Source organism: Rhodopseudomonas sp. G2_2311 (assembly GCF_047501505.1).
Classification (GTDB): Bacteria; Pseudomonadota; Alphaproteobacteria; order Rhizobiales; family Xanthobacteraceae; genus Rhodopseudomonas; species Rhodopseudomonas palustris_H.
In genome coordinates this window covers 149,881-163,377 of record NZ_JAZDRK010000011.1, presented here as the reverse complement: position 1 = coordinate 163,377, position 13,497 = coordinate 149,881, and the positions used below count along the sequence as shown (strand labels likewise).

Annotated in this window: 14 protein-coding genes; 4 read left to right on the top strand and 10 right to left on the bottom strand. The window is 65.1% G+C overall.

Annotation, left to right across the window (positions count from 1 at the left end; genetic code table 11):
• The first annotated feature begins 88 nt into the window (after window positions 1-88).
• The 3 genes from VRZ08_RS15985 (at window position 89) to VRZ08_RS15975 (ending at window position 2,955) form a co-directional block, all read left to right on the top strand.
• A complete protein-coding gene (locus VRZ08_RS15985; protein ID WP_414533162.1) occupies window positions 89-1,279 on the top strand; it encodes a M48 family metallopeptidase in 1,191 nt (396 codons plus the stop codon).
• A 178-nt stretch (window positions 1,280-1,457) separates the two neighbouring features.
• Entirely contained in the window at window positions 1,458-2,231 is a 774-nt protein-coding gene (locus VRZ08_RS15980; RefSeq protein ID WP_011160028.1) for a hypothetical protein, read from the top strand.
• A 58-nt stretch (window positions 2,232-2,289) separates the two neighbouring features.
• Complete coding sequence (locus tag VRZ08_RS15975) at window positions 2,290-2,955, top strand: hypothetical protein (protein WP_164573842.1); 666 nt, start codon at window positions 2,290-2,292, stop codon at window positions 2,953-2,955.
• Window positions 2,956-3,131: 176 nt separating this feature from the next.
• On the opposite strand, the gene VRZ08_RS15970 is transcribed toward VRZ08_RS15975, so the two are convergent.
• The 4 genes from VRZ08_RS15970 to VRZ08_RS15955 all read right to left on the bottom strand — a co-directional run bounded on the left by VRZ08_RS15970 (window position 3,132) and on the right by VRZ08_RS15955 (window position 7,286).
• Window positions 3,132-3,677 carry an adenine phosphoribosyltransferase gene (locus tag VRZ08_RS15970; protein WP_011160026.1) on the bottom strand — a complete coding sequence of 182 codons (546 nt, stop codon included), beginning with the start codon at window positions 3,675-3,677 and terminating at the stop codon, window positions 3,132-3,134.
• Between the two features lie 153 nt (window positions 3,678-3,830).
• Window positions 3,831-5,990 (bottom strand): anthranilate synthase component I, encoded by a 2,160-nt coding sequence (locus VRZ08_RS15965; protein ID WP_414533161.1) that lies wholly within the window; start codon window positions 5,988-5,990, stop codon window positions 3,831-3,833.
• Window positions 5,991-6,222: 232 nt separating this feature from the next.
• A complete protein-coding gene (locus VRZ08_RS15960) occupies window positions 6,223-6,873 on the bottom strand; it encodes a hypothetical protein (protein WP_346295731.1) in 651 nt (216 codons plus the stop codon).
• Entirely contained in the window at window positions 6,873-7,286 is a 414-nt protein-coding gene (locus VRZ08_RS15955; RefSeq protein WP_414533160.1) for a RusA family crossover junction endodeoxyribonuclease, read from the bottom strand. The genes VRZ08_RS15960 and VRZ08_RS15955 overlap by 1 nt, the downstream gene beginning before the upstream one ends.
• Window positions 7,287-7,679: 393 nt before the next feature.
• Here VRZ08_RS15955 and VRZ08_RS15950 point away from each other — a divergent pair, with 393 nt between their 5' ends.
• Window positions 7,680-7,856 carry a hypothetical protein gene (locus tag VRZ08_RS15950; protein WP_199851773.1) on the top strand — a complete coding sequence of 59 codons (177 nt, stop codon included), beginning with the start codon at window positions 7,680-7,682 and terminating at the stop codon, window positions 7,854-7,856.
• 36 nt (window positions 7,857-7,892) lie between these two features.
• Here VRZ08_RS15950 and VRZ08_RS15945 read toward each other — a convergent pair whose 3' ends face one another.
• The 6 genes from VRZ08_RS15945 to VRZ08_RS15920 all read right to left on the bottom strand — a co-directional run bounded on the left by VRZ08_RS15945 (window position 7,893) and on the right by VRZ08_RS15920 (window position 13,487).
• Entirely contained in the window at window positions 7,893-8,105 is a 213-nt protein-coding gene (locus tag VRZ08_RS15945; protein WP_174270129.1) for an alkylphosphonate utilization protein, read from the bottom strand.
• A 140-nt stretch (window positions 8,106-8,245) separates the two neighbouring features.
• Entirely contained in the window at window positions 8,246-8,935 is a 690-nt protein-coding gene (locus tag VRZ08_RS15940) for an OmpW/AlkL family protein (RefSeq protein ID WP_107357007.1), read from the bottom strand.
• Window positions 8,936-9,167: 232 nt separating this feature from the next.
• Window positions 9,168-9,428: a hypothetical protein gene (locus VRZ08_RS15935; RefSeq protein ID WP_414533159.1), complete on the bottom strand. Its 261-nt coding sequence runs from the start codon at window positions 9,426-9,428 to the stop codon at window positions 9,168-9,170.
• A gap of 177 nt (window positions 9,429-9,605) precedes the next feature.
• Entirely contained in the window at window positions 9,606-11,516 is a 1,911-nt protein-coding gene (locus VRZ08_RS15930) for a propionyl-CoA synthetase (protein WP_414533158.1), read from the bottom strand.
• 173 nt (window positions 11,517-11,689) lie between these two features.
• The gene (locus tag VRZ08_RS15925) at window positions 11,690-12,448 is read right to left on the bottom strand and encodes a tetratricopeptide repeat protein (RefSeq protein ID WP_414533157.1); all 759 of its coding nucleotides are present in this window, start codon (window positions 12,446-12,448) and stop codon (window positions 11,690-11,692) included.
• 235 nt (window positions 12,449-12,683) lie between these two features.
• Complete coding sequence (locus VRZ08_RS15920; RefSeq protein ID WP_107357010.1) at window positions 12,684-13,487, bottom strand: SDR family NAD(P)-dependent oxidoreductase; 804 nt, start codon at window positions 13,485-13,487, stop codon at window positions 12,684-12,686.
• Window positions 13,488-13,497: the final 10 nt, after the last annotated feature.

Below are 13,497 nucleotides of genomic sequence, written 5' to 3'. Positions count from 1 at the left end.
ACCCCCACCCGACCGGCCTTACGGCCGGCCACCCTCCCCGCAGGGGGAGGGAGGTTCAGGCCGGCGCTGCGAGGATTGGACACCCATCATGGCCGCCTACGGTCTCTACACCCACATCGCCGCCAACAAGACCCGGTCGGTCGTGCTGCTGATCGGGCTGTTCGTGCTGGTGTATGTGCTGGTCTATGCCGGCGCACTGATCGCCGAGGTGGTGATCGATGGCGAGCGCACGGTGCCGGACTATCTGCGTGCCGCCACCGCTGACCTGATCAAGGCGGCGCCGTTCGCGACCCTAGGCGCGGCGCTGTGGATCGTGATCGCCTATTTCTTCCACCAGAAGCTGATCGACGCGGTCACCGGCGGCCGTGCGGTGACGCGGGCCGAACAGCCGCGGCTCTACAATCTGCTCGAGAACCTGTGCATCTCGCGCGGCATTCCGATGCCGAAGCTGAAGATCATGGACAGCAATGCGCTGAACGCCTTCGCCAGCGGCCTCAACCCCAAGCAATACGCCGTCACGGTGACGTCGGGGCTGGTCGAACGGCTCGACGACGCCGAGCTCGAAGCGGTGCTGGCGCACGAGCTGACCCACATCAGGAACGGCGACGTCCAGATGATGGTGATCGCGGTGATCATCGCCGGCGTCGTCGGGTTCTTCGGCGAGTTGATGTTCCGACTGTTCTTCCAGGGTGGGGTACGGATCGGTGGCGGCTGGTCAGGCGGCGGCTCGTCGTCGTCCTCTTCCTCCTCGTCGTCGGGCGATCGCAAGAGCGGCGGCGGCGCGATCATCGTGGTGATCCTGGCGATCGTGCTGATCCTGCTGGCCTGGCTGCTGTCGCAGGTGGTGAAGCTGGCGCTGTCGCGGTCGCGCGAATTCCTCGCCGACGCCGGCTCGGTGGAACTGACCAAGAACCCGGATGCGATGATCTCGGCGCTGCGCAAGATCGAGAACCGCGGCGAACTGCCGGGCGCGACCTCGGCGGTGATGGAGATGTGCGTGGACAATCCGCGCTCCGGCTTCTCCGATCTGTTCGCCACCCACCCTTCGGTCGAGGCGCGGGTCGACGCGCTGGTCAAGTTCGCCGGCGGACATTACCAGCCGCCGCTGCCCACTCTGCCGACGGCGGAGCATGACGATGACACCGCCGCCGAGCCTGAGGGTTCGACGGTCGATGGTGAATCGCCAGCTTCCGCCGAGCCGCATGGACCTTGGAGCGACACGCCCGCGCCGGCGCCGAAACCATCGTTGCTGCGCGGGCCTTGGGGCCGGCGCGGCTGACCGCCCAAATCAGCGGCACCGCCTCGCATCTGAACGATTTTGTTGAGGACCTGTCGGCGTCATTGCCCGACCGATTGAATTATCCCTTGTTTCTGCCATGTTCGCGCCCAAAGCAGAGGTCTGCACCCTGGCCGGCACGGCCGCGGTGGGGGATCGAACCGGCCGGTAAAGGAATCTCATGGCGAAGCCAGCAGTGATCGTCGTCGGCGCAGACAAGGGCGGCGTGGGCAAAACCACGGTGTCGCGCACCCTGCTCGACTATTTCAGCGCCAACAACGTCCCGACCCGCGCCTTCGACACCGAGTCGCCGCGCGGCACGCTGAAGCGCTTCCATCCCGACATCACCGAGATCGTCGACATGACGTCGACGGCCGACCAGATGAAGATCTTCGACACGCTGAACTCGGCGGTGCCCTCGGTGACCGTGATCGACGTCCGCGCCGGCCTGTTGTCGCCCGCGCTGGCCTCGTTGCGCGACATCGGCTTCCTCGACGCGGCGCGCTCCGGCCAGATCACCTTCGCGGTGTTCCATATCCTCGGCCCGTCGATCGCCTCATTGGACGAAATCGCCGAGACCGCCAACTTCATGATCGGCGCGAAGTACTTCCTGACGAAGAACTTCATCAACAACACCAGCTTCTTCGAGTGGGACCAGGCGACCTACAATTCGTACTTCCACCGCATCAAGGACGCCACCGAGCTGACGATTCCGAAGCTCAACGAAATGGCGTACGAGCAGGTCGAAGTGTCGTCGGTGCCGTTCCTGAAGTTCGTCGCCAACAAGGGCGTCAGCGGCGAGCCGGCCAACTACTCGTTCGTGCTGCGCGGCTATGTCCGGCATTGGCTCGCCAACGTCTGGAGCGAGTTCGACCGGATCAAGCTGACCGACATCGTAGGCAAGGACAAGAACGGCCGCGGCACCCCGGTGACCGACGAGCCGGGCGAGAAATAGTTCGCATCGCTGAGGAATCCGGCTATATCGGACGGCCTTCCCCGACCGATACAGCCTGATGTCGCGCACTCCGGTTTACATCGTCTGTTCGCCGCGCCCGTTCGTCGGCAAGACCCTGATCGCCCGCGTGCTCACCGAATATCTGCTGCTGCAGCGCGGCTCGGTGCTGGCGTTCGACATCAACGTCAAAGAGCCGTCGCTGCTCGACTATCTGCCGCGCGTCACCGAGACCGCGCAGGTCGACGACACCTTCGGCAAGATGGCGCTGATGGATCGGCTGATCCTGAACGACGGCCTCGCCAAGGTGATCGACCTCGGCTTCCACGCCTTCGACGAGTTCTTCGACACCTTCGCCGAGATCGGCTTCATCAAGGAAGCGGTGCGGCGGCAGGTGGCGCCGGTGGTGCTGTTCCTCGCCGACACCGACCGCAATTCGGCGCGCGCCTATGACCACCTTCAGGATATCGTGCCGCCGCGGCAGCTGATCACCATCGACAACGAGCATATCCTGCTCGGCGAGCTGCCGGCGGTGTACCGCCACGGCCGGGTGATGCGAATCCGCGGGCTGCCGCCGTTCCTGAAGACCTATATCGACCGCGTGAACTTCTCGTTCACCGGCTACCTGCGAGCCGAGCCGGACGCGTCCACCGAACTGAACCAGTGGATCCGCACCAACTACACGACGTTCCGTGCGCTCGAGCTGGAGCTGACGCAGGGGCGGTAGCGCTGCCTCGCCGCCCGCAAAGCCTGCTCCCTCACCCCGCTCTTGCGAGGAGAAGGCTGGGGTGAAGGGCTGCGGCCTCCCAGCGCGTGCCGCAGCTTGCTGATATGCCGTGCCTGGCCCCTCACCCGGATTGCTACGCAATCCGACCTCTCCCCGCATGGCGGGGAGAGGTTAAGTCAATGCCCTTCGAACGCGACCAGGGTGCGGACCGGGACGCCCATGGCGCGGATCTTGGCGGCGCCGCCGAGCTCCGGCAGGTCGATCACGAAACAGGCGGCGACGACTTCGGCGCCGATCTGGCGGAGCAGCTTGATCGCCCCCTCGGCGGTGCCGCCGGTCGCGATCAGATCGTCGACCAGGATCACCCGCTCGCCGGGCGTGATGGCATCGACGTGGACCTCGATCTTGTCGGTGCCGTATTCCAGCGCGTATTCCATCGACACGCAGGTATGCGGCAGCTTGCCCTTCTTGCGGATCGGCACGAAGCCCGACGAGACCTGATGGGCGATCGCCCCGCCGATGATGAAGCCGCGCGCCTCGATGCCCGCCACCTTGTCGATCTTCGAGCCCGCCCACGGCTGCACCAGCTCGTCGATCGCCCGGCGGAACGCCCGCGGTTCGCCGAGCAGCGTGGTGATGTCGCGGAAGATGATGCCAGGCTTGGGATAGTCCGGAATCGCCCGGACGCTGGCTTTCAAATCGTTTGCAAACTCGGGGGTCATCGGCGCGGGTCTTTCGTTACGGATGGGCGCAATTCGTCATCGGAAGGCGGGAGGCGCAATCGGGCAATTCGGCTGAGTTACCGCCGGGGGTGGTAGCAGAGCTCCCCCGGCGGGCCTTCGATCTGGATCAATCGGCGCCGCAGGCCATTGGGCTTAGGCCGGCTGGCCGAGACGGAAGGCGTTTTCGACGATCCGCAGCCCGACTTCGCCGCCGAGCGACATCAGCGACTCGGGGTGGAATTGCACGCCGCCGACCGGCAGGGTCTTGTGCTCGATCGCCATCGCGATGCCGTCGTCGGTGGAGGCGGTGACGGTCAGCTCCTTCGGCATGTCGCGCATGTCGACATACAGCGAGTGATAGCGACCGATCGTGACCTCGTTCGGCAGGCCGCGCATCAGCGTGCCGCCGCGCACCTGGATCCGCGACGGCCGGCCGTGTGCCGGCTGTGCCAGCTGGCCGAGCGTGCCGCCGAAATACTCGCCCATCGCCTGCACGCCGAGGCAGACGCCGAAGATCGGCAGCTTCTTGGCGAGCGCGGCGTCGATCGTGTCCTTGATCTTGAAGTCCTCCGGCCGGCCGGGGCCGGGCGACAGCACCAAGAGATCGTAGGCGTTCTCGGCCAGCATCTTGAGGCCGTGGATGTAGCGCACCACGGTGACCTGGGCGCCGACCTGGCGGAAATAGTCCGCCAGCATGTGCACGAAGCTGTCGTCGTGATCGACCAGCAGCACCTTCTTGCCCGAACCGGTGGCGTCCGGCGCTACCGCCGACAACGGCTTGGCCGGATCGCCGCGCAGCGCCTGGAACAGCGCCGCGGCCTTGACCTGGCATTCCTTGTCCTCGGCCACCGGATCGGAATCGAACAGGCAGGTGGCGCCGACGCGCACCTCGGCGAGGCCGTCCTTCATCCGGATGGTGCGGATGGTCAGACCGGTGTTGATCGAACCGTCGAACCCGACCGCCCCGAATGCGCCGGCATACCAACGCCGCGGGCTGCGTTCATTGTCCTCGACGAACTGCATCGCCCACAGCTTCGGGGCGCCGGTGACCGTCACCGCCCAGGCGTGGGTGAGGAAGGCGTCGAGCGCGTCGAAGCCCGGCCGCAGCATGCCCTCGACGTGGTCGACGGTGTGGAACAGCTTCGAATAGGTCTCGATCTGCCGCCGCGCCAAGACCTTGATGGTGCCCGGGACGCAGACGCGTGCCTTGTCGTTGCGGTCGACGTCGGTGCACATGTTGAGCTCGAACTCGTCCTTCTCGGAGTTCAGGAGCTTCTGGATCTGCTCGGCATCGCTGATGGCATCGACGCCGCGGGCGATCGTGCCGGAGATCGGGCAGGTCTCGATCCGGCGGCCGTCGGAGCGGACGAACATTTCCGGCGAGGCCGACACCAGGAATTCGCCGCCGCCGAGATTGAGCAGGCCGCCATAGGGCGACGGGTTGATCCGGCACAGCCGCTTGAACACTTCGGCCGGCGACCGCTCGCACGGCTCGCCGAACAGCTGGCCCGGCACCGCCTCGAACAGGTCGCCGCGGGCGAATGCCGCGCGGGCCTTCTCGACCACCTTGGGATAGTCGCCCGGGGCGTGATCGGCAAAGCCCTGCCGGCCGGTCTGGGTATAGACGCTCTCGGCGGTTTCGTTCGGCAGGCCGGCGGTGGACTGGCCCTTCCAGGCAAATTCATACGAGATGCTGACGCCGCGGCCGGTGGCGCGGTCGTAGGCCAGCAGGCGGTCCGGCACGTACAGCACGATGTCGCGCTGGTCGGCCTCGCGGGCCCGCTTTTGCTTCAGGTCCTCGAACTGGAACACCAGGTCGTAGGCGAAGGCGCCGTACAGCCCGAGCATCGGATCGGCCGGCGAGGCAAACGCGGCGACGACGGCGCGCACCAGCGAGATCGCGCTGGCCCGGCGGGTGCGCTGCTCCTCATCGACCGGAGCCTCGCCGCGGACGATGTGGCCCCTGATTTTGGTGGCGCAGGCCTGCTCGACGACGACGCAGGGCTCCTCGAGCTTGTCGGACAGGAACGCGATCAGCACCCGGCCGCGCGGATTGAGCGCCTCGATGGTGAATTTCTCGGCCTGCGTGGTGAGCGCCAGCGGCGGATCGGCAAAGCCGAGGTCGAAGCTCTCGTAGCGGCCCGGCACCGTGGTGCCGGACGACAGCATCACGCCGCGGCGGTGATCGAGCAGGTCGATCAGTTCGTCGAGCGCCTGGCCGCCGGTGAAAGGCTGGGCGCTGCGCGTCACCGCGAGGCCCGTGGCGGTCTTGTAGTCGCTGGTCGCGGGAAGCGAGAAAACGGTCCTGTTCATGGCATCCTCTTAAGCAACTTGCCGGAGGAACGCCACACAGGACAAACGAAAGCCGCCTCGCGTGGCGGCCTCAGGACGATCGGAAATTAACGGGATCGCACGGCCACCTCTGGTCAGGAGGTGCGCCACCAACGACGTCTGAGCAGCGGGGTCGGGCGGAACGTGCGCATGGACCGGAGACGACCACCCCGGCCGTGCGGAGTCAAGGGGCTGCGGACGGGCTTAAATCAGACTATGGGCTTAAACTCGGCGCGGGGACCATCTCAGCCAAAGTCGAGAGGACCTCAATGAACGAGTCGACGAGGCTGTCATCGACCGGGCCGAACTCGCCGTGCGCGACTGCGTTTCGAACCCTGCTGGCTTCTCTGACAATTTTCGCTTCGTGCGGAGTAATCAGTCCCTGAGACGCGAGCACCTCGATCAACCGAACAGAACTTTGAGGATAGCGGAACTCGTCCGGAAGCAAAGCCCGGCCGATCGCCTCCAAGGTGGCATAGGCCAGCAGGATGGCAGGCCGTGGCTGGCCTGCCGCTCTCAAGCTTTCAACTTCGTGAATAGATGCTTCAATCTGTTCGCGGGACGCGACATCCAATTGTTCCGTCGAATTACTTGGAGAAGCGTAGATGACCATAAGCTCCCAATCGCTTTGTCCAACGAACAGAGATCGCAGGTCTTGAATCCGCCGACGATCCTCATCGGAGGGACGAGCGACTTCAACCGCGACTTTCTTTCCACTCTTCAGTGCAATCGCATCGGGCCGATAGGAGCGCATGAACGAGGGCAACACCGAAGGCGACGGATGCATATAAACCTCGTAGCCCTCAGCCTGAAGCCGGGGCAGCACGAGGTCAATGACTTCCCGTTCGCCGACATCCGCGGTCATCAGTTCAAATCCTCAAATGGGTTGTCTGACAGCCTGACATAAAGGATCGGTTTCTGAGCCAGGAGCGCTGCCTCCAAGGTACGACTAGGCGCGCGAAAGGGGAAGATGTCGTCAGGCTCAAACTTCTGGGCCACAACGCGATGGATCTGCCGGTCGTCAACATAGATGTGGCGTCCCAAGGCATCAAGGATGGGCTTGATGATGTTGTCGACATCACCCGCCATCTCACCCGGGGGGAAGTAGAACACCGTCACAGACAACGGCCGGTCGGTTGCGAAGTGAGCATCGGGAAGGACTTCCCGGCTGGCAGCAATCACCAAGCTCTTCCATTGATCCAGCGACTGGCGTCGTTTCGCCTGCAAGGAAACGGGGGTACCAGAAACGAGAAACTCGATCGGAAAGGGTATTTCCAAGACTGCCCACCATTCCCACGCTCCGAAAAAGCTAGCCCAACCACGGTAGGGTTCAATCCTGAGCAAGATACCTTTCCGATTGAAAGCTCAGGAACGTCCCCGCCGGTTCGGCGTTCTCCTTGCGCATGCCGGGTGACAACCGGCCGCAACGGGGATGGCGGACGTGGCTCATTTTGCCGGTTTCTGGCCACGACACCAACGCATCGGTACGCGCTGACGCCTAACCCGTTCCTGGCATGCATCCTCTAAAGTCGTTACTTCTTTGGGGCGCCGTGGGGACAACGGCAACAACCTCCTGCCATCGCAATCGCGCCGTATTCGCACGCAACTTCCGCCCCAATCGGAAGATCGGATTTCGGTTCCGTGACGTGCCGATTATCAGTGAGTGCCCCGATGCCGAGCAGACTGGATCAACAGATCGACCGGATCGTCGCCGAAAACGGCGGCAGCCTGCATGACGCGCTCCGCGCGTTGATGCAGGTCAACGAACATCTCGAGGCGGAATTGGAAAGGCTGCGCGCCGTGATGGTGTACAGCCAGGCCTGTGCCGACGGTCAATCGCTGCATTAAGAGATGGTGGCAAGCGCCCTGCACCGGGCGCAGTGGTTACGCCTTCTTCAAAAATTCCGTGCGCAGCACCAGGCCCTTGATCTTGTCAGTGCGGCCTTCGATTTCGTCTTCGCTGTCGGTGAGGCGGATGCCGCGGATCATCGTGCCGCGCTTCAGCACGGTCGACGAGCCCTTCAGCTTCAGGTCCTTGATAAGGGAGACGTTGTCGCCATCGGCGAGCAGCGCGCCGTTGCAGTCCCTGACTTCGATGGTCATGTCGGTTCCTCGTTTCGGTGGCGCAAAGCCAAAGCAGGAATGCGGCGTGCGCGCAATGCTGCGGCGGGGTGCATCCAAATGAAAAGCGCGAGGCGGATCGCTCCGCCCCGCGCCATGTGTCGAAGCCGAAAGGCTCAGAACCGGTAGGTGATGCCGGTGCCGATCAGCCACGGATCGAGGTTGACCTTGCCGGTGATCGGGGTGCCGTTCGCCAGCGTGCCGCTCCACTCGGGGCGCAGCCACAGCTTCTTGACGTCGACGTTGATGCCCCAGTGCTGGTCGATCATGTAGTCGAAACCGATCTGCACCGCCGGCGCGAACGCGTCCTTGAGGTGGCTGTCGATCACGGTGCAGCAAGCCGCGCTCTGGCTGAAGAAGAAGGTGTAGTTCACACCGGCGCCGACATACGGCTTGAACGCGCCGAAGTCGGTGAAGTGATACTGCAGGGTCAGGGTCGGCGGCAGCAGCCAGGCCTTACCCACGTCGATGCCGGTCAGGGTGCCGGCGCCCGAGACGCTGTGGCGGGTGACGCCGAGGATCAATTCGGCCGCGATGTTCTTGGTGAAGAAGTAGGTGATGTCGAGCTCGGGGACGATCGCGTCGGAGGTCTTGAGCGACGAGCCGGCAACCTGGTCGACATATCCCGAATCCCGGGGCACCACGCCCAGCGCGCGCAGGCGGATCATCCACGGGCTGGATTCCGCCACAACCGGCGCCTTGTAGATCGGGCGGGTGGCGAGATCGGCGGCGTCGGCATTGGCCGACACGAGGTTGAATGCCGCCGCCAAAGCCAGCGCCGACACTGCGGTCAGAAACTTGGTCATAGATGCCCCTTTTGAAGCTCGGTCGCGTGAGCGGGAAACCCACGCTCAAGGTGCACAGATGCCGCCGGGGGCTAAGAAGATTTGATCTGGATCAAATCGGGAGGCGCCCGCTGCGTCATTGCGACGCGCGTGACTTTCAGGTCACAGATTCACGTCATGGCGCGGGCAAAGTGGTATCAGTTCGCGCGGGAAATTCCCGGCTTCGTGCACAAAGCGCATGTAGCGCAGAGGCTTACGGACGCTCCGGATTGCGCATCATGTACTCGCCGAGATTGCGCTGGGCGCGATTCGCACGGGTGATGGCGTTGGAGCGTTGGACGTCGCGATCCTTCCGGCATGCGACGTATTCGGACGATCCTGCAACCACGCCGTTCTGCCGGCAGTAGGCATCGTCGTCGCCGATATCCGCCGGAGCGTCGTTGCGGCTGGCGCAGCCGGCGAGCGCGACGGCGACGACGGACAGGGCGAGCAAACGTTTCGAGGTAAGCAACATTCAAGACCCTAAGCGTCCGTCATTCCGGGGCGCGCGGAGCGCGAACCCGGAATCCCGAGGTGTTCGGCGAAGCGAGATTCCGGGTTCGCCGCTTCGCGGCGCCCCGGAATGACCGTTGAGGCCGATGCCTGTTTACCGCCAATTGCGGACTTTGTAAGTCCGCAACTCCGAGCCGGCTCAGCTATGGCTCTTCAGCGCCGAGGAGATGTCGTCGAGCGCGGTCGGGTCTTCGATCGTGGCCGGCATCGTCCAGGCATCGCCGTCGGCGATCTTCTTGATGGTGCCGCGCAGGATCTTGCCCGAGCGGGTCTTCGGCAGCCGCGGCACGGTGATCGCGAGCTTGAACGCCGCGACCGGGCCGAGCTTGTCGCGCACCAGCTTGACGATCTCCTTCTCGATCTCGGCCGGATCGCGATCGACGCCGGTCTTCAGCACGATCAGGCCGCACGGCACCTCGCCCTTGATCGGATCGTTGATGCCGAGCACGGCGCATTCGGCGACGTCCGGATGCGAGGCCAGGATCTCCTCCATGCCGCCGGTCGACAGCCGGTGGCCGGCGACGTTGATGATGTCGTCGGTGCGGCCCATCACGAAGACGTAGCCGTCCTCGTCGACATAGCCGGCGTCGGAGGTCTTGTAGTAGCCGGGATAGTCGGCGAAGTAACTCTCGCGGCAACGCTCGTCCTGCTGCCACAGCGTCGGCAGGTTGCCGGGCGGCAACGGCAGCTTGATCACGATCGAGCCCATGGAGCCAGCGGGCACCGGCTTGGCGCCCTCATCCACCACTTCGAGCTTGTAGCCGGGCATCGGCACCGTCGGCGAACCGTGCTTGACCGGCAGCAGGCCGAGGCCGACCGGATTGCCGGCGATGCACCAGCCGGTTTCGGTCTGCCACCAGTGATCGATCACCGGCACCTTGAGCTGCTGCTCGGCCCACTCCACCGTCGGCGGGTCGGCGCGCTCGCCGGCCAGGAACAGCGTGCGCAACTTCGACAGGTCGTATTTGCGGATGAAGCTGCCATCCGGGTCTTCCTTGCGGATCGCGCGGAACGCAGTCGGCGCCGTGAACAGCGCCACCGCGCCGTGCTCGCTAATCACTCGCCAGAACGCGCCGGCATCCGGGGTGCCGACCGGCTTGCCTTCATACATGATCGAGGTCGCGCCGTGGATCAGCGGGCCGTAGATGATGTAGCTGTGGCCAACCACCCAGCCGATGTCGGAGGCGCACCACCACACCTCGCCCGGCTTGATGCCGTAGAGGTTTTCCATCGTCCATTTCAGCGCGACGAGATGGCCGCCATTGTCGCGGACCACGCCCTTCGGCTTACCGGTCGTACCGGAGGTGTAGAGAATGTAGAGCGGGTCGGTGGCATCGACCGCGACGCAGTCGGCCTTCTTGCCGGCGGACATCGCCTGCTCGCGCAAGCTCGCCCAGTCGTGATCGCGGCCCGCCTTCAGGTCGCAATCCTGCTGCGGCCGCTTCAGGATGATACAAGCCTCCGGCTTGACCGAAGCAAGCTCGATGGCTTCGTCGAGCAGCGGCTTGTACTTGACGATGCGGCCCGGCTCGATGCCGCAGCTCGCCGACAGGATCAGCTTCGGCTTGGCGTCTTCGATGCGGGTGGCGAGCTCCTTGGCGGCGAAGCCACCGAACACCACCGAATGCACCGCGCCGATGCGGGCGCAGGCCAGCATCGCCACCATCGATTCCGGCACCATCGGCATATAGAGGATGACGCGGTCACCCTTCTGAACGCCGAAGTCCTGCATGATCGCGGCGAGCGTCTGCACTTCGCGCAGCATCTCGGCGTAGGTGTACTTGCTCACCGTGCCGGTCAGCGGCGAGTCGTGGATCAGCGCGAGCTGATCGGCGCGGCCGCCGGCGACATGGCGGTCGAGCGCGTTGTAGCAGGTGTTGACCTTGGCGCCGGGAAACCAGCGGCCATACAGGCCGAGCGAGGGATCGAACACCTTCTTCGGCGGCTCGATCCAGTCGATGCTCTGCGCGACCTCTCCCCAGAACCCTTCCGGGTCGGCCAGCGAGCGGGCATGAACCTCGCGGTAACGGCTCTTGTCATGGATAGTCATGGCGTCACGCTCCCGTGGATCTCAGGCGGTTTGCCCGCCATGTCCGGCTTTTAGGCGCGGCATGCAACCCCGCCTTTGTTCCTAATCAAGCCGCGTCCTTTGGTTCGGTCCGGCCCGGGCGGCATTGTGGCGAGCTGCCAACGGGTTGCAAGCACCGCCGGAGGGCCGCGCGTCTAGCCGCCGCCGGCGCCCACCAATTGCCGCAGGCGTGCTTCCAGCGCGGCACGCAGATCGTAGCCGGGGCGACCGAAGCCGGCCTCGCGCGCGGCAACGAATGAAGCATGCGCCTGCTTCAGCGCCCGCAGGGCGACGGGCTGACCGGCGCTGTCGCGGAGCGACCGGCGGTACAGCGCATCGATCCGGCGATCGAGATCGGCCAGCGCCGGATCGGCACAGATCGCCTTGTCCACAGCCTTGCGGGCGCGGCGGCAGTCGAAGCTCGGCTTGCCGGCGACCGCCTGCTGGGCCCCGACCCGCTCGACCTCCAGCGCCAGCGCCTTGTGGTTGGCGCGCGCCGCGACGTGGTCCGGTTTCAGCTTCAGCGCAGCGGAGAAGTCGGCCAGCGCCTTACGAGTGTCGCCCTTGCCGCGCCACAGCTCGCCGCGGGCATTGAGCGCATCGGGCTGCTTCGGATCGACCCGCAGCGCGTCGTCGTAATCGGCGATCGCCCGATCGACCTGACCGATCCGGGCATGAGCGGCGGCGCGCGCCAGCAGCGCCTTGCAGCGCTCGCCCTTCTCGGTCTCGCGGCTGTCGATCACCTTGCTGCACTGCGCGATGGTGTAGCGATCATCGGGCTTGCTCGCTGCAGCAAGGCACGCGCCCGGATCGGCCGTCGGATCGTCCGGCGGCTCGCCACCGGTTGCGAAAGCGGACGACGTAGCAAGGGTCGCTGCGATCAGAAAATTCGCGGCAATGAGAACAGCGCGCATCGAAATGTCTCGTAGCAAACGGCCTCGGCGTATCGTCAGACCCCGGTCCAATGCAGCTGCGCTCTCGCCGCTTTCAGCGTCATTGCGAGCGGAGCGAAGCAATCCAGAGGCCCCGCATGCGGCGCTGGATTGCTTCGTCGCGGAGCCTGTGCTCGGACGGCGCGAAGCGCCGATCCGAGTACTCCTCGCAATGACGACCTTGAGGCAAGCGCTCAGCGCAATCAATCGCTTGCGCTTAGTTCACCTTCAGCGTCAGGCCGCCGTCGACCACCAGTTCGATGCCGGTGACGTATTTCGACTCGTCGCTGGCGAGGAATAGCGCGGCATTGGCGACGTCCCAGGCTTCGCCCATGTGGCCCATCGGCACCTGGGCGTCGCGGGCGCGCCACATCGCGTCGACGTCACCGCCCGAATAGCTGGCGGCGAGGCCGGCGGAATGCGCCACCATCGGGGTCTTCATCAGCCCCGGCAGGATCGCGTTCACGCGGACATGGTCCTTGGCGTATTCCACCGCGGTGTTGCGGGTCAGCGCGTTCATCGCCGCCTTGGAGGCCGCGTAGCTGACATAGGAGATGCCGAGATACCGGATCGACGCGATCGACGAGATGTTGATGATCGAACCGCCGCCCTGGCGCTGCATCACCGGCACGACGTACTTCATCGCCAGATAGGCGCTCTTCAGGTTGATCGCGAACACCCGGTCCCAATCGGCTTCGGCGACGTCGACGACGCCGCCGGTCTCGGCGATGCCGACATTGTTGTCGAGCACGTCGATGCCGTCCCAGGCCTTGACGCAGGCCGCCACCATCGCCTCGACGTCGGCGGCGCGCGACACGTCGGCGGCGAACGCGATGCCGCGGCCGCCTTCGGCCTTGATGATGTCGACGGTTTCCTCGGCTGCCGCGAGATTGCGATCGACGCAGAACACCTGCGCGCCCTCGCGCGCGAACGTCACCGCGGTCGCCTTGCCGTTGCCCCAGCCGGGTCCGATCGAACCGGCGCCGACCACCAGCGCGGTTTTGCCTTCAAGTCGTGGCATATTCTGTTGT